General features: G+C 72.9%; 17 protein-coding genes and 1 pseudogene. 7 read left to right on the top strand and 11 right to left on the bottom strand.

Annotated elements, in window-relative coordinates; genetic code table 11:
• Together ACQKIP_RS18010 and ssuE are read right to left on the bottom strand one after the other, a co-directional pair.
• On the bottom strand, positions 1 to 1,105 hold a 1,105-nt coding region (locus ACQKIP_RS18010; RefSeq protein ID WP_427743423.1), incomplete at its 3' end, for an SfnB family sulfur acquisition oxidoreductase.
• Between the two features lie 152 nt (positions 1,106 to 1,257).
• Complete coding sequence (gene ssuE, locus ACQKIP_RS18005; RefSeq protein ID WP_365854264.1) at positions 1,258 to 1,812, bottom strand: NADPH-dependent FMN reductase; 555 nt, start codon at positions 1,810 to 1,812, stop codon at positions 1,258 to 1,260.
• Positions 1,813 to 2,317: 505 nt separating this feature from the next.
• On the opposite strand from ssuE, the gene ACQKIP_RS18000 reads away from it, so the two are divergent.
• Positions 2,318 to 3,226, top strand: coding sequence for a LysR family transcriptional regulator (locus tag ACQKIP_RS18000; RefSeq protein WP_365854262.1), 909 nt, complete (start codon positions 2,318 to 2,320; stop codon positions 3,224 to 3,226).
• Between the two features lie 51 nt (positions 3,227 to 3,277).
• The gene (locus ACQKIP_RS17995; RefSeq protein WP_365854260.1) at positions 3,278 to 7,678 is read left to right on the top strand and encodes a CHAT domain-containing protein; all 4,401 of its coding nucleotides are present in this window, start codon (positions 3,278 to 3,280) and stop codon (positions 7,676 to 7,678) included.
• 22 nt (positions 7,679 to 7,700) lie between these two features.
• On the opposite strand, the gene ACQKIP_RS17990 is transcribed toward ACQKIP_RS17995, so the two are convergent.
• From ACQKIP_RS17990 to ACQKIP_RS17975, 4 genes are all read right to left on the bottom strand, one after another.
• Positions 7,701 to 8,138: a glutaredoxin domain-containing protein gene (locus ACQKIP_RS17990; protein WP_365854258.1), complete on the bottom strand. Its 438-nt coding sequence runs from the start codon at positions 8,136 to 8,138 to the stop codon at positions 7,701 to 7,703.
• 19 nt (positions 8,139 to 8,157) lie between these two features.
• Positions 8,158 to 8,361 (bottom strand): hypothetical protein, encoded by a 204-nt coding sequence (locus ACQKIP_RS17985; RefSeq protein ID WP_365854255.1) that lies wholly within the window; start codon positions 8,359 to 8,361, stop codon positions 8,158 to 8,160.
• Positions 8,345 to 9,007, bottom strand: a complete 663-nt coding sequence (locus ACQKIP_RS17980) for a DUF6338 family protein (protein ID WP_365854253.1) — start codon at positions 9,005 to 9,007, stop codon at positions 8,345 to 8,347. Before ACQKIP_RS17980 ends, ACQKIP_RS17985 begins: the two co-directional genes overlap by 17 nt.
• Before the next feature lie 83 nt (positions 9,008 to 9,090).
• Positions 9,091 to 9,471: an STAS domain-containing protein gene (locus ACQKIP_RS17975; protein ID WP_365854250.1), complete on the bottom strand. Its 381-nt coding sequence runs from the start codon at positions 9,469 to 9,471 to the stop codon at positions 9,091 to 9,093.
• A gap of 425 nt (positions 9,472 to 9,896) precedes the next feature.
• Here ACQKIP_RS17975 and ACQKIP_RS17970 point away from each other — a divergent pair, with 425 nt between their 5' ends.
• Positions 9,897 to 10,415, top strand: coding sequence for a hypothetical protein (locus ACQKIP_RS17970; protein ID WP_365854248.1), 519 nt, complete (start codon positions 9,897 to 9,899; stop codon positions 10,413 to 10,415).
• A 130-nt stretch (positions 10,416 to 10,545) separates the two neighbouring features.
• Positions 10,546 to 11,289: pseudogene (locus ACQKIP_RS17965) on the top strand (YhjD/YihY/BrkB family envelope integrity protein); the annotation flags it as partial.
• Positions 11,290 to 11,369: 80 nt separating this feature from the next.
• On the opposite strand, the gene ACQKIP_RS17960 reads toward ACQKIP_RS17965, so the two are convergent.
• Positions 11,370 to 12,800: a DUF2252 domain-containing protein gene (locus ACQKIP_RS17960; protein ID WP_365854246.1), complete on the bottom strand. Its 1,431-nt coding sequence runs from the start codon at positions 12,798 to 12,800 to the stop codon at positions 11,370 to 11,372.
• A gap of 123 nt (positions 12,801 to 12,923) precedes the next feature.
• Here ACQKIP_RS17960 and ACQKIP_RS17955 point away from each other — a divergent pair, with 123 nt between their 5' ends.
• Positions 12,924 to 14,228: a diacylglycerol/lipid kinase family protein gene (locus ACQKIP_RS17955; protein ID WP_365854244.1), complete on the top strand. Its 1,305-nt coding sequence runs from the start codon at positions 12,924 to 12,926 to the stop codon at positions 14,226 to 14,228.
• 26 nt (positions 14,229 to 14,254) lie between these two features.
• On the opposite strand, the gene ACQKIP_RS17950 is transcribed toward ACQKIP_RS17955, so the two are convergent.
• Entirely contained in the window at positions 14,255 to 14,716 is a 462-nt protein-coding gene (locus tag ACQKIP_RS17950; RefSeq protein ID WP_365854241.1) for a DUF7144 family membrane protein, read from the bottom strand.
• Positions 14,717 to 14,897: 181 nt separating this feature from the next.
• On the opposite strand from ACQKIP_RS17950, the gene ACQKIP_RS17945 reads away from it, so the two are divergent.
• Positions 14,898 to 15,167 carry a hypothetical protein gene (locus tag ACQKIP_RS17945; protein WP_365854239.1) on the top strand — a complete coding sequence of 90 codons (270 nt, stop codon included), beginning with the start codon at positions 14,898 to 14,900 and terminating at the stop codon, positions 15,165 to 15,167.
• A 129-nt stretch (positions 15,168 to 15,296) separates the two neighbouring features.
• Positions 15,297 to 15,764, top strand: coding sequence for a LuxR C-terminal-related transcriptional regulator (locus tag ACQKIP_RS17940; protein WP_365854236.1), 468 nt, complete (start codon positions 15,297 to 15,299; stop codon positions 15,762 to 15,764).
• A gap of 30 nt (positions 15,765 to 15,794) precedes the next feature.
• On the opposite strand, the gene ACQKIP_RS17935 is transcribed toward ACQKIP_RS17940, so the two are convergent.
• The 3 genes from ACQKIP_RS17935 to ACQKIP_RS17925 all read right to left on the bottom strand — a co-directional run bounded on the left by ACQKIP_RS17935 (position 15,795) and on the right by ACQKIP_RS17925 (position 19,302).
• Positions 15,795 to 18,101: a LuxR C-terminal-related transcriptional regulator gene (locus ACQKIP_RS17935; RefSeq protein ID WP_365854234.1), complete on the bottom strand. Its 2,307-nt coding sequence runs from the start codon at positions 18,099 to 18,101 to the stop codon at positions 15,795 to 15,797.
• Between the two features lie 161 nt (positions 18,102 to 18,262).
• The gene (locus tag ACQKIP_RS17930; protein ID WP_361182610.1) at positions 18,263 to 18,748 is read right to left on the bottom strand and encodes a DUF1269 domain-containing protein; all 486 of its coding nucleotides are present in this window, start codon (positions 18,746 to 18,748) and stop codon (positions 18,263 to 18,265) included.
• Positions 18,748 to 19,302 carry a DUF1269 domain-containing protein gene (locus ACQKIP_RS17925; RefSeq protein WP_365854231.1) on the bottom strand — a complete coding sequence of 185 codons (555 nt, stop codon included), beginning with the start codon at positions 19,300 to 19,302 and terminating at the stop codon, positions 18,748 to 18,750. Before ACQKIP_RS17925 ends, ACQKIP_RS17930 begins: the two co-directional genes overlap by 1 nt.
• Positions 19,303 to 19,358: the final 56 nt, after the last annotated feature.

Raw genomic sequence — 19,358 nt, 5'->3', positions numbered from 1 at the left:
GGTCGTGCAGGGTGTGGGTGCGGGCGTTGCGCCAGTGGCGGTGCAGATTGAGGTCGTGGTCCGCCGAGCGGGTGCCGATGAGTTCGAAGATGCCGCTGGAGACCGCCAGGGCCACCGCGTCGGAGTGCGCGCGGGCGGCAGCCACCGCGGCCGATGCCTCGGCGGCGCTGTGCGCGGTCAGTTCGGTGCGGGCGGCATCGAGGGCGTCGCCCGCGTCGCGCAGCAGGGCACGCGCCGAGCGCACCTTCAGGGCCAGTTCGCCGAAGCCGTCGATGACGGCCCCCTCGTCCGCGGCGCGTTCCACGCCCGCCTCCAGACGGGGACGGGCCAGCGCGTGGACGAGACGCTTGCCCTCGCGCAGTGCGCCGACGGCGATACCGGTGTCGATCGCCGCGTGCAGATACTGGCCGAAGGCCCCGAACACCTCGTCCTTCTCGAAGATCGAGTACACCGGCACGATGTGCTCGGCGGGCACCCGCACCTGGTCGAAACGGACGGTCCCGCTGCCGGTGGTGCGCTGGCCCATGCCGTTCCAGTCGTCCTCGACGTGCACGCCGGGATGGTCGGCGGGCACCCAGGCCGCGTGGGTGCGGCCCTGCTCGTCGTTGGCGTAGACCGGAATCCAGTGGGCGAACAGCGAACCGGTCGCGTAGTACTTGGTGCCGTGCAGGACCCGGCCGCCGTCGGGGTGCGGTGCGAAGCCGATGGCGAATTCACGGGCCGTACGGGTGTTGCGTTCGGAGAGCGCGTTGCCGAAGTGCCGCCCGGCGAGGATCTCCCGGTAGAAGAACGCGCGCTGTTCCTCGGTGCCGGCGTGGGCCAGGACGTTGACGAAGGCGTAGTGGTTCTGCGGGATCTGGCCGATGCTCGCGTCCCCGGCCGTCAGCTCGGTGAACACCTCGCCGAGACTGCGGGCACGGAGTCCGGGACCGCCGTGCGAACGAGGGACCGAGAGCGCGAAGAGCCCGGCTTCGGTGAGGTCTTGTACCTCGTCGTACGGGAGTACGCGCTCGGCGTCGCGGCGCGCGTCGTCGGCGGCCAGACGCTCGGCCACCTCGCGGGCGACTGCGACGGCCTCCGCGTCGGAGGCGGGGATGCGGGGCATGGGGGCGGGCCTTTCGGATGCGGGGAGGGGCAACACACGGCGGAGGGGCAACACACGGCAGGGCGGGGCACGTACGGAGGAGGGGTGCCGTCCCCGGCCCGGCGCCCGGCAAGAGGCGCACGGACCGGAGCGGAAGGGAAAGCCGATTACCGCTAAGCCGCCGCGAGCCGGGAAGGCTCCGTGAGCACCTCGCGGAATCGGTGCACGACGGGAGCCAGACCCGCGTCCGCGTCCGGGGTGAGCCGGACCGTTCCGTCGTCGGCGACGGTGATGTGGCGGTCCAGGACGAACCAGCCCTGGGCGACCTCGGCGCCGAGCGACGTGAGGACGGGGCGCAGCGCGTAGTCGACGGCGAGTACGTGGGCGGGGGAGCCGCCGGTGGCCAGTGGCAGGACGCGCTTGCCGCGCAGCGCGAACTGCGGAAGGAGGTCGAGGAAGGTCTTCAGGACGCCCGAGTACGCGGCCTTGTAGACGGGTGTGCCGACCACGAGCGCGTCGGCGCTCTCGACCAGAGAGACGGCTTCGGCGACAGCGGGGTGCGAGGTGTCGGCGGACAGCAGCGCGTCGGCGGGCAGCGTGCGGACGTCCAGCGTCCGCACGCGATGGCCCTGTGCCGCGAGGTCACGGCCCAGGTGCTGGACGAGACGCGCGGTGCGCGAGGAGCCGGGGGCGGAGGCGCTGCCGGTGAGCGTGAGAACGGTGGCCATGGCGGAAGTCCTTCGGATACGCGGCCTCAGGGGCCGGTGCAGCGAGGCAGGGGGAGAGGGGGGGAGGGGAGTTGGGAGGGGCCGGCAGGCGGCAGGCCTGCGGACGCGCTCAACCGCGAGACGAAGCGCGAGATCAACCTCGGCCACCCGCGCGTTCAACTGCGAAGGGCGCCGCACCGCTGCCCGATCCGTGTGGAGTGACCCGTCAGATATCCGCCAGGGACGCCAAAGGGCCCTGCTGAGTGCGGAGTTCACGCGTACGAGAGGCGGTGAAGTGCCCGGCGGGCGCTCGGAGGCGGCGGCTCGGAGGCAGCTCAGTGGCAGCGGCGACAGCGGGCGCTGCACACCCGCGCGAGGTCGACGTACCGTCGCCGCGTGAGGTGGGGCCGCACTGCATTCATGTCCCCGATTCAAGCAGCTGCCCCCGTCGGACGTCGAGTCGGTAATGACTAAGCCCTGATAGGGTTTCCCTCCCACGGCGGGGGTTCGGTGAGAGGCACGCGCGATGCGGACAGAGCAGCTGGAGTACATCGAGGCCGTCACCAGGCTAGGCTCGCTGCGCCGTGCCGCGGGCGAACTGCACCTCTCGCAGCCCGCGTTGAGCGAGACCGTGCGGAACCTGGAGCGGGAGCTCGGCGTCTCGCTCCTGGACCGTCACCGCTCGGGGGCGAAGGTCAGTGACGAGGGCCGTGAGCTGTTGCCGCACATCATCGGCGTACTGGAATCGGTGGACCGGCTGCGCAGAGCGGCGCACGACCAGCACCAGTCGAGCCGCGTGGTGCGCGTCGGCACGGTGAACGCGGCCACGGCCCCGCTCCTGGTGCCCGCCGTGCGCGCCTTCCGCGAGACCCACCCGGCGACGCAGGTGGAGATGGTCGGCTCGCAGCAGGACGACATCCACCGGGGCCTGCGGGAGGGCCGCTTCGACCTCGGCCTCGTCAACTACCTGGACGGCGACGACACCCCGCCGGACTTCGACACCACCGAGCTGCTGCGCGGCAGGCCCGTGGTCTGCCTGCATCCGGACAGCCCGCTGGCCGGGCTCAGTGCCGTCTCGCCCGCCGACCTGGAGACCGAGCCGTTCATCGCGATGCGCGCAGGCTATGTGATGCACCGCTACGCCCATCGCCTGCTCGGCGGCTCCCCGCCGTCCTTCGCGTACTCCACGGACGGCGCCGAACTGGGAAAGTTCATGGTGGCCGAAGGCCTCGGCGCCGCGCTCCTGCCCGACTTCAGTGTCGTGGGCGATCCCCTGGAGCGGGCCGGAATGATCACGCACCGGCCGCTCACCGACGAGACCACCCGCGTCCTGGTGGTACTCCAGCGGCGCCGCAGCGATTCCTTCCCGCGTGCTGTACGCGAGCTGCACGCCGCATTCGTGAGCCGGGCGACGGGGCTCCGGGAACGTCCCTGAGCCGCGCGAGCGCATGTGATCCCAACAGCCTTGATGGCTAAGGTCATTGGCGTGGATATCGGCGAGGCGTGGGCACGGCTGAACGACGCGGCGAGTTCCGCGGATCCGCTGCGGGTGCGGGATCCCGAGCTGCTCGACGGAGTGCGCGAGCTGTGCGTGCAAGGGGCGCCCCGCGACGTCTGGCTCGTCCTCGGCTGGTGCCACTGGGCACGGTTCGCCGTGCGGCCCGACGACAGTGATCCCGCCGATCTCCGGGCCGCGGTCGACGCGCTCACGCCGTGCTTCGTCTTCGGCCTGGAACCCCTTCCGGAGCCGTTGCTGCCGCGGCTCGTGGAGGCGGCGGCATCCCGGGCGCAGCGCCTGTTCAGAGAGGTGATGAGCAGCGGCCTCGACCGGGCGTCGCTGACGGAGGCGGCCCGGATCTGCCGCCGCCTGGTCGAGGTGCTGCCCGAGAAGGCCCCCGACCGGCGTTCGTACCTGGACTCGCTGTGCTTCGCCCAGCAGTACGTGTACCGCTGGAGCGGTGCCGCCGCCGATCTCGAAGAAGCCGTCGAGGCCGGGCGGGCAGCCGTCGCGGCCTGCCCCACGGACGCTCCGGAGCGCGCGGAGGTGGAGGTGAAACTCCTCTCCGCGCTGCGGATGCGGTTCGAGCGGACCGGTGCCGACGCGGATCTCGACGAAGCGCTGCGGCACGTGCCGGAGGTGCCCGAAGCCCCCGGAGCGGGCGTGCTCCGTGCGCAGGTGGCGGGGGAGACGGCCCGGCTGCGTACGTACCGGTATGCCCGCCGCGGTGACGAGGGCGACCTCGAGGCCGCATTGGCCGCCGTCCGCCGGGCACTGGACGCACTGCCGACCGGTCACCCGCACCGCGCGGCGTACGGTCCGCTGCTGAGCCGGGCGCTGTCCGCCGAGCTCAGCCGGGCGGAACTGCGGCTGGGGCGCACGCCGCTGGGGATGGCGGAAGCCGCACTCCCCGAACACATTCCCGCCGACGGGCGCGTACGACCCCGCCCGCTGACCGAGGCCGAACGTGCCGCGCTGCGCGACGCCGCCGCGTCGGAGGATCTGTCCTTCGCCGCGGCCATGGCCGCCGGGCACGAGAACGCTCTCGCCATGGCCGTCGAAGACCTGCGGGCGTCCGTGGCCGCCAGTCCGCCCGGCCACCCGTCGCATGCCGACGCCCTGGTCAGGCTCGGCATCGCCCTGGGCGGCCGGGGTGGTGCGAGCGGTTCGGCCGAGGAGATCGCCGAGGCGGTGCGGATCTGCCGGGCGGCGGTGACCGCCGCTGCCGGGCACCCGTGGCTGCGCGCGTACTGCCTCTCCCAGCTCGGCGAACGGCTGCGGCACCGAGCCGAGGCATCAGGGACAACAGGGGCCATGGGGACAGCAGGGACAGCAGGGACAGCGCGACCGACGGATACGACGGACACCCCGCGTGGAGGCGATCTCGACGAGGCGATTCGGACCCACGAGGAAGCCACGCGCGTGACGCCGGTCGGCTACGACGTCCGCGTGCAGTGCCTTGCCAACCTCTGCGGAGCGCTGATCACCCGGTTCGACTGGCGGCAGGACCCCGAAGACCTCGTCAGGGCCGTGGCCGCCGCCCGGCAGGCGCTCGCTGCGGGGTTCGGGGACGGGCCCGATCACGCCGACGTCCTGGCGGGCCTCGCCGCCGCCCTGCTGCGCACCTACGAGTTGTCCAACAGAGCGGACGACCTGGATGCCACCCTGGCCGCCGCGCGGCAGGCGGCGGCTGCCGGGGACCCCGCCGATCCCCGGCAGGCAGAGCGGCTCCTCGAGTTGGGCAACGCCCGGCTCGAGGCCTTCCGGCGCACCGGCGACCCGGACGAGGCAGCCGCCGCGGTGGCGGTGCTCCGCCGGGCGGTCGAGTCCGTGCCGTCCGGATCCCCGCGCAGGCAGCGGCTCCTCAGTGCACTGGCCACCGCGCTGATGGAGCAGGGCGACACGGACGCCGCCGTGCTGTCGGCGCGAGAGGCTGTCGCCACCGCGTCCCCCGGCCAGACCGACTGGCCGCGGCTGTGGAACGTCCTTGGCCGCGCCCTGTGGCAACGGGCCGACGAGTCCGGCTCGCAGGACGACATGGCGGCGGCCCGGGCAGCCTGCGAAGAGGCGGTCGCCGCGCTCCCCGCGGACCATCCGGAGCGCGATCTGGCCCTCACCGGTCTGCAGACGATGCTGCAGGCCCGCCACCGGCGCACCGCCGACCCCGCGGATCTCTCGGCGGCGGCTGACCTGGCCGCGGAGGTGGAACGCATGCTGCCGGCCGGCCATCCGCGCAGGCCGGCCGCGCTGGCCAACGCCGCCGCGATCCACTGGGACCGCTACGGGCCGCACACCGGGGGCGGGCGCGACCTGGACACCGGGAACCGCCACGACCTGGACACCGTGGTGGAGTTGCTGCGCGCCGCGGCCGACGCGGCACCCCTCGGTCACCCCTTCCACGGACAGTGCCGGTCCGGCCTGGGCAGCGCACTGCACGCCCGCTGGGGAAGCGACGGCAGCGAGCGGGATCTGGACGAGGCCATCGCCGCGCACCGGAGCTCTCTGGCAACCTTGGCCCCGGGAGACACGCGCCGCCCCACGCGGCTGTGGCGGCTCGCCCAGGCACTGGCGGGGGCGGCGGTTTCGCGTGCGGCAACGGCAACGGCAACGGCAACGGCAGCGCAACCGGACCCGGCCGGTGAGGCGCGCGCCCTGCTGACCGAGGTCGCAGGGGACACCGAGGCCGCACCGTCACTGCGGGTCGAGGCGGCCCGCCTGGCAGCGGCACTGATCGGCGACGAGCATCCGGCCGAAGCGGCGGGCCTCTTGGCGGACGCGGTGCACCTGCTGCCGCACACCGCGCCCCGCGCACTCAACCGCTGGGATCAGCAGCACACCCTGCGCGGGTTCTCCGGCCTGGCCGCTGAGGCCGCGGCCCGAGCGCTGGCGGCCGGAGCGGAGCCGGTCCAGGCCCTGCGTCTCCTGGAGCAGGGCCGGGCCGTGCTCCTGGGGCAACTCCTCGCCACGCGGGGCGATCTGACGGCCCTGCGTGCGCACAGTCCCGACCTGGCGGTGCGCTTCGAGCGGCTCCGCCGCAGCCTGGACGACGCGGCTCTGCACAACCCGCTGGATTCCGGCACGCCCGGCGATCCGCTGCGGCCCACCGGCACCGAGGCCCGCCGACGCCTCGCCGCCGAACTCGCCGCCGTGCTGGGCGAGATCCGCGCGCTCGACGGCTTCGCGGCGTTCCTGTTGCCGCCGGACGACACGGAACTGCGCGCCCACGCCGATGAAGGGGCGATCGTCGCGCTCAACGTGACGCACCTACGCAGCGACGCTCTGCTGCTGACCGCCGACGGCGTGACGCACCTGCCGCTGCCGGGGCTCGACCCGGCCACCCTGGCGAAGCGCGCGGCCGACTTCCACCAGGCGCTGGCCCGGACCGCGGACCCGGAGCAGCCCACGCGCCTTGCCGCACAGGAGGCGCTGCACGAAGTCCTCGGCTGGCTCTGGGACGTCGCAGCAGGGCCCGTCCTGGAACATCTGGGCCACCACGGCACGCCCCCGGACGGCGCGACCTGGCCCCGCATCTGGTGGGCGCCGGGCGGGGCGTTGAGCGCGCTGCCGCTGCACGCCGCAGGCCACCACCCGGAGGCGGCAGGCGGCCGGGGCGAGCGCACGGTCATGGATCGCGTCGTCTCCTCCTACACCCCCACTGTGCAAGCCCTGCGCCACGCACGCCGCCCCCTGCCCGCGCCCGGCACGACCGGCGTGACCGAGACTCGCGCCGCATCCACCGGAGCCGGCCCGGCCCCCGCACCCACCGGGCCCGGCCCGGTCCCTGTATCCACCGGTACTTCGCTGATCTCCGTCATGGCCGAGACGCCCGGAGCCACCCCGCTGCCCCATGCCCGCCTCGAGGCCGAGCGCGTCGCCGCCAGGCTGCCCCGTCCGGTGATGCTCACCGAGGCGTCCACGGCGGACGTCCTCGACCGCCTCCCGGACTGCGCCATCGCGCACTTCGCGTGCCACGGCGTCAGTGATGCCGCCGACCCCTCACGCAGCCGGCTGCTTCTCCGTGACCACCAAGACCGGCCGCTGACGGTGGCGGGCCTTGCGCCCGTCGCGCTGGACGGGGCTGAACTGGCGTACCTCTCGGCGTGCAGGACCGCCGTCGGTGAGTCCACGGACCTGGTCGACGAGGCGATCCACCTCACCACGGCGTTCCAACTCGCCGGCTTCCGCCACGTGGTGGGCACCCTCTGGGAGATCGACGACCGCTTCGCCGCTCACCTCGCGGACGCCTTCTACGCCGATCTGGTCACCGAAGCGGGAACCGCCGACACCGGCCGTGCCGCCCGTGCGCTGCACGCGGCCGTGCGCACCGCGCGCGACCGCCTGGTACGCGCGCCTTCGCTGTGGGCGGCGCATCTTCACGCGGGTGCCTGAGCCCGGAACTGCGGGCCCGCGATCACGCGGAGGAGGCAAGCTGTCCGCGTACCCACGCGGGATCGGGGTTGACGTGCGGGGTGCCCGCGACGAGGACCGTCGGAACGGTCTCGTTGCCGTCGTTGGCCGACCTCACCACTGCCGCGCCGGCCGGGTCGCGCCAGATGTTGACCCAGTGCAACTGCCGGGCGCGGGAGCCCAGTCGGATGCGCAGGCGCAGGCAGTACGTGCAGCCCGGCCGCCAGAAGACGATCGGGCGGCCGTCGGCCGCGCTGCGGCGCTCCGCCTCCCGCGCGCCGACCGAGCGCGGGAAGACCAGGGGCGAGGTCACGGCTGCGAGCAGCACGAACAGCAGCAGGAGTGCCACGGCCGCGGCGGGGTTTCCCCTGAACAGCTGCCCGGCGGCAACGACGAGGCCGCAGAGCATGAGAACCGCGGGCGAGATCCATACGCGCATCATGGTGACGCAGGTTAGCGGGTCAGGCCCCGGCGGACGCGGGGTCGTCGGGGTCCGTACGGCGCGCGTCGGGGCCCGGAGGCGACGCCCCCGCAGGACCGCGCGGCGGCTCCGGCGGCTCGTCGGGCCCCTGCGCGTCCCCCCGGGGCTGATAGCCGCGGGGCTCGGCGGGATTCTCGAGGAAGTCTCGCTCCCACGGCGTCAGTTCGTCATCCGGCACTGTCATTGCGGTTCCCTTCGGGGGCGTTGACCAGTTCCACGAGGTCGAGATCGGCCATCCGGAGGTAGATGCCGTCCGTGGACTCCACCCGCGGCCCGAAGGAGCCGTCCGCGCCCATCCGGTACGACACCTGAAGGTACAGGTCCGCCTCCTGCGGATAGCCCGAGGCGTACGAGCGGGTGCCGAACCAGCCCCCGACCCACGTCCCGTCCTTGAGCCGCGCCCGCACGAAGCGTGCCCCGCTGCCGGCGCGGGTACCGAAGGCGTAGTCCCACGCCGTCGGCACCGGCCGGTAGACGGACCGGGCGCGGCGCCGCTCCCGGTAGGAGACGGCGGCCGCGGCCGCCGCGGGCACGCCGAGGAAGAGCAGCAGCACCCACAGGCCGAGCGTCCTCGGGTGCTCGGCCGCCAGCGCGCTCACCCCGGAGCGCTCCGCCTTGCGCCATGCCTCGACGAGGGCGGGCCCCGCGGCAACGGCGTACACCCCGTTCAGGGCGACGCTCGCCGTGATCGCGCGGAGTATGCGCTCCGGGAGCTGGGCCTCTGCGGCGACCGGGCCGCGCCAGCGCTCGCGCAGGAACTGATAGGTCAGCCCCGGCAGGAGAAGCAGTACGAGGGCCACGAGCTGGCCGATCGTGGACGGCGGCTGCATGCTTCTCCTCTCGGGCGGTGCGTCTGCGGATGATCCGTCAGGAGAGCATTCCAGACGCCGGCCCCGAGAGGTGAGGCGGTGGGTCAGCCTGCCTGCTCGACGTTGCCGGACCGGTCGAGGGCTTCCTTGAGGCTCGCCACGGGGTCGAAGCCCGGGAAGAGGCCGGTGACCCGCAGGATGTGCAGGGTCAGCGGGTGATCGCAGACCAGTTGCAGCTCCCCGCTGTGATCCAGGATGCGGCGCCGGGCCCGGCACAGCAGGCGCAGTCCCGAGCAGTCGAAGAACTCGATCTGGCTGAGGTCGATGATCACGGAGAGGGCGGGATGTGTCGTGTGGGCGTCCAGGGCCGGGGCCATGTCGAGAGCGGCGTTGACGTCGATCTCGCCGTGGAACTCCAGGACCAGGTGACCCTGAGTGCGGTATGTGTGCAGATGCCCGGTGGTGGGCGGGGCGCCGTCGATCATGATGGCATCCTCGGTGTGGACGAGGCCTGACTGTGCCGAGAGGGAGTGGTCGGGCGCACCGGGGTCTTGGGTGATCGTGCGAGGCGAACCGGTGGATCGCGGCGCGGGTGGAGTGCCCGGCCGCGGCAACGGTCCGTACAGCCCTCATCCGCCCTGGTGGGGGCAGGCAAGCGAGGGGGTTCAATAATGGACCCATCGGGCCCTGTTGGACACTCTTCTGGTGAACTCGGTTTTATTTCGGTGGAATTGGCGATACGGAAGGGTTGGCGTCAAGCGGACTGGACCGTGCGGGTGGGGCGCCGTAACGTCGATGTCACGCCCCTGACCCCGGCGTATCCGGTGTACGCGCACCTGCCCCGTGCGAACCATCTGCCCCGGCGGTGCGCATGATGTCTGCTCTGTTTCCGCGGCGTGGGGAGGCGTCGATGGGACGCACCGTGCGCATGGCGAGGCTGCCCCGCATCACCCCGCAGGACCAGGCGTCTCCCGAAGGCGCCGGGCAGGACGGGCACATGACGGCCCTGGCGCTGGAAGCCGGGCGCGCGGGGGACTCCGTGGACGTCCTGGGCGAGGTGGCCCTGGCGGTGCTCACGGCATCCGGGGCGTCGAGGCCGCTGGCCCACCGGATGAGCGACGCGGCCAGCGTCGCGGCGCACTACGTGATCACGCACAGCAGCGCGGCACGCATCCGGCTGCTGATCAGCGTGCACGAGGCGCGGATCACGCTGGCGGTGACCGACTACGACGGCAAGAGCCCCCGGCCGCCCGCCTGGCTGCCGGTGTCACGCCACGACACCCTCGAACTGGCGGGACTGTGCCCCGGCGTCGACCCTCTGCAGGCCTCCCCGGACGCGGCCGACGGCCTGCAACTGCACCGCACCCCGGACGGCTACATGCGCCTGGCTCTCTGCGCCGCCTGGCAGTCGGCCCCCGCGCCACCGTGATCCGCTCACGGCGCCACTGACCCGCGGCGGCCGGGCGGGCGTACGTCACCCGGAGCGGGCGACGTGCCGCGAGGCGGCGGACCGGAGGGTGTCCGGCAGGGGCGAGCCCCTGCTACGAGAGGACACCGTCATGCGGATCGTCTTCGCGGCCCTGCCGCTGGCGGGGCGCGTCGTGCAGCAGCTGGTGCGCGTCACCATTCTCGACATGTCGACGCGTCTGGCGGCGCAGGCGTTCCTGGCCGCGCTGCCGATGCTCATCGCGGTGGCCTCCTTCAGCCCGCAGGCCGTGCGGCAGGAACTGATGCGCTCGCTGCGCACCATGCTCGGATCGGGCGGGCCCGTCGTGGCGCGGGCCGAGGTGGTGTCCTCGGCCGGGGACACCGCGCTGCACAACTGGGGCGCGGCGAGCGTGCTGGTCGCGGTGGTGTCCGCGACGGCCTTCACCCGCGCCCTGCAGCGCATGTGCGAACGCTCCTGGGACCTGCCGCGCTCCGGCGTGCGGCTCGTGGCCTGGCGGTGGGCCGTGTGGCTCCTGGTGTGGATCGCGATGCTCATCGTGCAGGGCACGCTGCACCGGGCGTTCGGCGCCGGACCCGTCCTGGGGGTTCTCCTGCAGTCGCTGGCCGCCGTGCTGATGTGGTGGTGGACCCAGCATCTGCTGCTGGCCAACCGGGTGCCCTGGCTGCCCCTGCTGCCGGGCGCGGTCCTCGCGGGCGTGGGCGGGGCCGCGTTCAGCGCCGCCTCGGGGCTGTGGCTGCCGCGTGCGCTGCGGATGAGCGAGCAGCGCTATGCGGCGCTCGGATCGGTGTTCACCGTGCTGTCCTGGCTGATCCTGTACTTCACCACCATCGTGTTCGGTGTCGCCGTCGGCCGGGTGCTCGCCCAGGAGGAGTTCCTGCGGCACTGGCTCGGCGGGCCGCCGGCGCCCCGCTCCGCCGACGTGCCGCTCGCGCCTCACTCCGCCGGCGCACCGTCCGCGCCCGACTCCGACATCGCGGTCACCCGGCCCTCCCGTACCGCGGCGGCCAGCGCCCGGTGGTCGCGCTCGTTCTGGTCGGCGTACGACTCCGCGAACCGTGCCAGGGCCCGGTCGAAGGGGTCGGAGCCGCCCAGATAGGCGGCGATGGCGATCCGGTCGCCGGAACGGGCATGCGCGCGGGCCAGGGCCGCCCCGCACATCCGGCCGAACAGCCGCATCTGGTCGGGGGTCATCAGCTCGGCCTGGGGGATGGCCTTCCAGTCCCGCAACTGCCGTACGTAGAAGTCGCGTTGGCTGCCGTCGAGTCCTTCGACCCGCTCCCAGCCCAGGAACATGTCGCTGGTCGCCTGCATCAGACGCTGTCCGGCGACGACCCGTTCCCCCTGGTTGGCGAGGCTGCTGGCGCCCGCGAACTCCGCAAGGACCGATGCCGAGGCCTCCTTGGCCTGGAGCAGGAGAGGGTCGCCGTCGTCCCGCCCGAGCAGCAGCACGATCCAGCAGCGGGTGCCCACGCTGCCCACCCCGACCACCTTGCGGGCCATGTCGACCACCCGGTACTGGGCGAGCAGCGCCCGGCGGTCGGCGGGCAGCGTCAGGCCGTACCGGTCGATCAGTTCCCGCAGCTGGTGCTCGAGCTGTTTGCGCTCGACGCCCGGCGCGAGATCGCCGAGCGGTGTGATCAGGGGCGGGTCGGGCGCGAGCCGCAGCTGGCCGTCGACCACCCGGGCGAGCTTTTCGAGGGCCTGGAGGTGATCACGGGTGCGGGCCTTGCTGAGCGTGCGGGAGACCCTGCGCCGCGCTCGCGTGTCCAGCTTGGCGGAGCGCCTGGCGTACAGCTCCTCCGCGTCGATCCGCGAGTACCACACGTCGATCGTCCGCATCCGGGCGAACTCGCTCATCGATTCCCGGTACGCGCGCACCGTCGAGCGCACCACGCGGGAACGCTCCGAGGTGCTGAAGCCGTTGTCGCGCCCGGCGATGACGAGGCTGACCACCAGGCGTTTGACGTCCCATTCCCACGGCCCGGGAAGCGTCTCGTCGAAGTCGTTGATGTCGAACATCAGGTGCCGCTCCGGTGAAGCGAGCAGCCGGAAGTTCAGCATGTGGGCGTCCCCGCACAGCTGGGCGCGCAGGCCGCTGGACGGGGTGGCGGCCAGATCGGTGGCCATGATGGCGGCCGCTCCCCGGAAGAACCGGAACGGCGACTCCAGCATGCGGCCGTAGCGGATCGGCACGAGCTCCGGGAGCCTGCTCGCCGACTGCCGCTCGATCACGTCGACCGGGTCGGGCCGGCCCGGCGCGGGCGCGAACTCGGCGTGCTCGGACCGCCGGGCACGGGACCGGCCGGCCTTTCCCAGGGCCGCCCGCTCCCGCGGGGTCAGGTGATGGTGCGTGGTCTCGGTCATGGCGCGCTCCCTCCAGGCGCTGAGGACTCTGGGCGAGGTGGGGCCGCCCGGCGTCACCCCGGCGGTGTGAGGTCGCCTCTGAGGGGTGAGGCCGGGTGCGCCGCGAGACCGCAGACTGAAGGCATGGAACCGACGATGCGAGGACAGCGCTGGCTGGCCCGTGCGTCCCTGGCATCCGCCGCTGCCGCGGTCCTGGTGCTGGCGGTCTTCGCGGGGTTCAAGACCTTCGCGCTGCTGGGCGTGGGGCTCGCGGGCCTGGCGATCACGGCCGCCGCGGTGTGGTGGATCCTCAGCAGGCGCGGCCTGCCGCGCATCCTGGCGGTGCTTCTCGCGCTCGCCGCGCCGATCTGGGTGGTCGTGGAGTTCACCCGGGCCCGGCTCACCTGGGTGGTCCTGGTCTCCGGTGCGCTGTGGCTTCTTGCCGCGGGGACGGGTCGTGCGGCTCTGGCCCGGCACAAGGCACCGGAGCCGATGCCCGAGCAGCCGGCCGGGACCTTCCGCCGCCCGGTCCTGATCATGAATCCGCGCTCCGGCGGCGGCAAGGTGCACCGGTTCCGGCTGCGCGAGACGGCCATCGCGCTGGGAGCCGAAGTGGTGCTCCTGGAAGGCCCCGGCGAGACCGATGTGGCGGCCCTGGCCCACAAGTGCGCGGCCGGGGGCGCCGATCTGCTGGGGGTCGCGGGCGGCGACGGAACCCAGGCGCTGGTCGCCGAGGTCGCCTCCGCCCTCGACCTGCCCTTCCTGGTCATCCCCGCGGGCACCCGCAACCACTTCGCCCTGGATCTGGGCCTGGACCGCGACGATCCCTCGACGGCCCTGGACGCGTTGCGCGACGGGGTGGAACTGCGGGTGGACCTGGGCCGGGCCGGCGGGCGGCCCTTTGTCAACAACGTGTCGTTCGGGGCGTATGCCGAGGTGGTGCAGAGCCCGGCCTACCGGGACGACAAGACGCGCACCACCCTCAAGCTCCTGCCCGACCTCCTCCTGGGGGAGCAGGGCGCCCGCCTTACGGCGCGTGCCGGGGAGCACGAGTTCCCCGAGCCGCAGGCCCTGCTGGTCAGCAACAACCCCTACGGCACCAACGACATCGCCGGGCTCGGGCGCCGCACGCGCCTGGACGGCGGGGTGCTCGGCTGCGTCGGCGTGCGGGTCACCAGCGCCGCACAGGCCGCGGGGCTGTTGCGCGCAGGGCAGGCCGCCGGGCTGAGCCGGGCCACGGCCGCCTCCGTGGTCGTCGACGCCGATCAGGAGGAGATCCCGGCCGGCATCGACGGCGAGGCGGTGCACCTGCGCGTCCCCGTGCACTGCGAGGTGCGGCCGGGAGCCCTGCGGGTGATCGTCCCCCGGAAGCGGCCGGGGGCCTACCGGGAGCGGCCGCGCCTCGACTGGCGGCTGATCGGCAGGCTCGGCCTTGCCTCCGGGCGCTGAGCGGGCCGGGACGCCGAGAACGCCGCCTAGAGCGGCGACCCGTAGACCTTGTGCGCCTGGCGCGGGCCGTACACGGTCAGCGACCAGATCACCAGGACGTCGAGGGCGATGATGATGGCCGACCACACCGGGTGGTAGGGAGTGAAGAAGAAGTTCTCGAACGCGCTGAGCGCCGCCACGATGATGCCGACGGTACGGGCCCACGTACGGCCGTTGAAAAGCTGGAAAGCCGCCGCGACGATGATGACGCCGGAGATCATCTGGATCCAGCCGCGGACGTTGGCGTCGAAGTCGAAGGGATAGTCGCTCTGCGACTGGTAGTAGTTGTCGCCGAGGACCGCGGAGAGCCCCGCGATCGCGTGGAACGTGCCGATGATGCCCAGCACGCACACGGCGAAGACAACGCCGCCGACGGCGACGGGATTGACGCGTGGCTGCGGTTCGGGTGCGTCGGAACGCGCCTGGCCCCGTGACATCTGCTCTGCCATGTCCATCCTCCTCCTGGGTGAATCCGGAGCATCCGCCCGGCGCCGCCGCTCCGGTTCACCCGCAAGGGATGAGCCCACAAGCCCAGCTGGGGGCGCCGTCACCCGCGCAAGGTGATGCCGTCGGCCACTGCGCCGCGAGAATGACGGCCGATGGCCGAGCCGTCGTACAGGAGGTGTCGCCATGGGCGGGGCACAGGAGGACTCGGGGCCCGGACCGGCCGGGACTCCACCCGGCGGCGCCGACTTCGAGATCCGCGTCCGGGGCAGGATCGGGGAGGCCTTCCGGTCGGCGTTCGGCGAGATGACGGTCGTACTGCGCCCGGCGGAAACGGTGCTCGTGGGCGCGGGACTCGACCAGGCCGCGCTGTACGGGATCCTCGATCGCATCCAGGCCCTCGGGCTCGAACTCCTCGAAGTGCGCCGGCTGCCCGCCGCCGACGCCGGTGCCTAGAGCGCGCCACCGACTCTGCGGGAGAGGAGCGCCGGCCCCCGTGGAAAAGGGCCGACCGTCCTCTTCCGCAGCCGTGCCCGCCGCCCCACGGTGTAGGGGTATTGCCCTGCACAAGGGGAGGTGAGGGGCATGTCCGTGGCGCTGTGCGCGGAGCCGGGGAGCGGCTTTGGGGGAGTGGCGGACGGAGTCTCCGTCCTGCACGGGCGGTTGCATGTGCTCAGCCGGGAGGAACAGGCGGCCGACCGGACCGTGACGACGTGTCTGGTGTGGGTGGCGGGCACCCTGGTGCGGATCGCCGGCGGCATGGACGATGTGCGCAGCGCGGAGGCGCTGGTGGGCGAGGCCGCCGCCGTGCTGGCCTCCGTGCCCGCGCGGCCGGAGCGGCCCGTACGGCAGCCCTCCGATGAGCCGTTGACGCAGTGCCAGCTGGCCGTGCTGCGCCGATTGCAGCAGGAGGTGTCGCTACGTCAGATAGCCGACGGTCTGTACGTGTCGGTGAACACGGTCAAGAGCCATGTGCGCGAGGTGTACCGGAAGCTGGGCGTGTCCTGCCGGGAGGAGGCGGTACAGCGCGGCCGTGCGCTGGGCCTCTGTTAGGGCGCCGTACCGTCACCCGTCCGGTTCCTGCTAGAGGATCTGCAGTTCGCGGGCTCGCCGGACCGCGGCCGAGCGCCGGGTCACGGCGAGTTTGCGGTAGACGCTCTTGAGATGGGTCTTCACCGTGTTCACCGAGAGGTAGAGCTCCTCGGCGATCTCCTCGGTGGTCATCATCTGGGCCAGCCGGTCCAGGACGTCCCGCTCCCGTGCGCTGAGCCGCTCGGTGGGGGCCGGCGGGGCGGTGACGGGGCCGGGGGCCGGGCCTGCGCCCCTCTGCCGGGGCAGGGCGGCGACGGTGACGCGATGCCGGGCGGTGTCGAGCAGGGAGGCGCACGCGGGCGTCACCGCCCGCAGCACGGGACGGGGCAGCCGGGACGCGGCCACCACGTCAGCGATGACCGGCACGGGCGCCGAACCGCTGCGTTCCACCGCCGTGGCAAGACCCGCCACGAGGGAGCCGACCTCGGAGAGGAACGCATCCGGCAGGCCGCTCAACGCGGCACGGACACCGGTGAGCTCGCGCTTGGCACGGCCCGGTTCGCCGCGCGCGAGTTCGACCCATGCGCGGACCAGATGCAGGGCAGCCTGAGAGCGCTCGGCCACGGTCCACGCGGGCAGCGGCGGCTGGGTGGCCTGGGCGGCCAGTTCGTCGGCGGCACGGAAACGGCCGCGCAGGGCGTCAAGGAGCGCGAGCTCGATGAGGCAGTCCCGGCGCAGCGCGCCGTTCCCGGCGGCGCCCGCGGCCTTGAGCCCGCCGGTCAGGGAAGCCTCCGCGGCCTTGAGCCGGCCCTCGCGCAACTCGCCGCCGCCACGGATGGCCAGGGTCAGCGCAACGATCTCGGGATGCTGGGCCAGGGCCGTGTGGGGCAGCTGCGCGAGGGCGGATTCCGCGTCGGCGGCGGCGACGCGGGCCTCATGGGGAGCCCCGGAGCGCGCCTGGTCCATACGGATCACGGCGTGGGCCAGGCGGCAGCGGGCCACGCGGTCCTCGTCCGCCGTCAGGTCGGCCAGCAGCTTCTCGGCCAGTTCGAGATGGCGGCCGCACAGCGGATCGTCGTCGTGCACGCGGGCGATCGCCGCGGCGAGCAGGGCGGGTTCGGGGTCCGTTGCCGGCAGTTGTTCGGGCAGCTGCCGGGTCAGGTCGTTCGGCAGCCGCAGTCTGGTGAGGCCGAGCACCTGGCCGATCGCGAGGCGGTCCACGATCAGCCGGCCCGCCTGGTCCCGGTCGCCCGCGGCCAGCAGGTGGCGTACGGCGTCGGCAAGCAGACCGTGCTCGCCGAGCCAGGCCGCCGCGCGGCGGTGCAGCGGCGCGACCAGGGCGGGCGTCTCGTGGCGCAGGCACATGCGCAGCACGTCGGCGAACATCTGGTGGCAGCGGTACCAGCCCTGGCCGACGGGTTGCAGGAAGGAGTTCTCCCGGACGAGCGAGGCGAAGTGCCGGCCCGCGTCCTCGCCGGAGAGCTCGACGGCCAGTTCGGCGTTCATGTGGTCCAGGACGCTCGTGGTGAGCAGCAGCCGGCGCATGCCCTCGGGTTGCAGGTCGAGCACCTCCTCGACGAGATAGCTGGCGATGGCCTCGTCGTCGCCGGCGAACTGCGCCACGAACCGCTCGGGATCGCTCTGCTTCTCCATGGACATCGCCGCCAGGCGCAGCCCCGCCGCCCAGCCGTCCGTGCGCCGGCGCAGCGTGCTCACCGTCTGCTTGGGCACGTCGATGCCGTGCTGGGCAAGCAGTGCGGTCGTCTCCCGGTCGTCGAAGGCGAGGTCATCGGTGCGTAGCTCGGTCACCTCGCTGGTGAGCCGGCCGCGGTGCAGATGCAGGGGAGGGTCCCGGCGGGCCAGCACGACCAGGCGCAACACCCCCGGAAGGTGCCGCAGGAGGCTGCTGACACCTTCCGCGATGGGGGAGCCGGGAGCGGGCTGGAAGTCGTCGAGGACCAGGACCACCGGTGTCCCGTGCTGGTTGAGTTCGGCGGCGAGTGCCGCCACGAGCAGCGGTTCGGCCTCCGGGGTGAGGGAATCGGGCAGGTCGACCCCGGCCTCGCGCAGTGCGCCGATCACGCGCGGCCAGAAGACGCCGGACTGCTCGGCCCGGCCGTCGCAGGTGACCCAGGCGAGCGGGCCCGGCAGGCGCCGGGTGTGCGCCCACTCCAGGGCCAGCGCCGTCTTGCCCGCGCCCACGGGACCCACGATGACGGTCAGGGGGCCGAGGACGCCCCGGGCAAGGCGGTCGGTCAGGCGGGGCCGGGGTACGAGCCAGCTGGGCACTGCGGGCGCCGTACCGGCGGACGCCCGGCCGGGGCCGGTGTCCGGTGAAGGGCTTGAGCACTCGGCCATGGGCGGCACCTCGCTCTCGGAGCAAAGTGTGGCGGCTGCGGCAAGTATGGGGTCGACCGGACGGCGGGAGCACACAGCAAGCGCCATCTCACCCGGATGAAATCCCGGGATGAGACGGCGCCTGCCGCGGCGGCCCGATCCGGAGCGCCGGGCCGCTTCGGTCACTTCTCCCGCAGGGCCTCGATCAGTTCCTCTTCGCGGTCCTTGGTGAGCGACGTGCGGATCACGGTGGGGTTGAAGGGACGTACCGCGTCACGTACGCGGTCGGGTGTCGAGCGCCGCACGAGGGCGAAGAGCGCCGCGCGCCCCGGCTCCAGGGTGCTCGCGGTCTCCTTGACGAAGGCGTCGTTGATGCCGATGTCGGAGAGCTTTCCGGCGATGGCTCCGGTGGCGGCGCCCACCGCGGCACCGAACACCGGCATCAGGAAGAGCAGTCCGAACAGCGAGCCCCACAGGGCGCCGCCGGCCGCGCCGGTGGCCGTGGTGTTGAACGTCTGGTGCACATGGAGCTTGCCGTCCATGGTCCGCCAGGCGATCGCCGCGTCCTCCAGGTCGAGCAGTTCCTGGCGGGAGAGTTCCTTGGCGAGCCGCAGAACTCCCTCCGCCTTCTCCTTGTCCGAAAATCCGAGTACGACCAGGTCGGCCATCAGGCCCTCCTCCGGTGATTGCGGGTGGTCGGGTCCGGCCGTACCGCTGCCGTGACCGGATCGCCCAACTTCTCTGCCATAGCCGTCAGTTCGGCGATGATGGGGGCTATTGCCTCCTCGGTGAGGAAGCCCTCGGCGACCGGGACGGCACCGGCGTCACGGAGGGCTTTGCGCAGGTACTTGGCCCACACGTGCTCCAGCAGGATGAAGGCCGCCGCGGCCCCCGCGTCCAGGGAGTCGGCCATCTCCCTGATCTCGTCCAGGGTCAGGCCGAAGGCGTTGCCCTCGGCCAGGCTCGGGTCCATCGCCTCCGCCGCCTGCATCTCCTCTCCCGAGATGCCCAGCAGCGCGGCGACCGTCTCGCCCATGCCCTCCGCCTGGAAGTCCAGGGCGAACAGATTCCCGCCGGGCTCCTTGCGCACGAAGAGCATGTCGAGGACGCGGATCTGGCCGTTCGCCTCGAGGATCGCCAGTTCCTCGATGATCCGTCCCTCGAATTTGGCGTCGGGCCCGAACTCGACCGTCAGGAGTTGTACCGGTCCGATCCCAGCCATCGTGTCTCCTCTCGGGAAAATGCCGCCGTCACGGCCGTCATCACAGCGTCGGCAAC

The sequence above is a fragment of the Streptomyces sp. NPDC059900 genome (assembly GCF_050270335.1).
Taxonomy (GTDB): domain Bacteria; phylum Actinomycetota; class Actinomycetes; order Streptomycetales; family Streptomycetaceae; genus Streptomyces.
The sequence above is the reverse complement of the archived record's forward strand: the minus strand, read 5'-3'. Positions and strand labels throughout refer to the sequence as shown.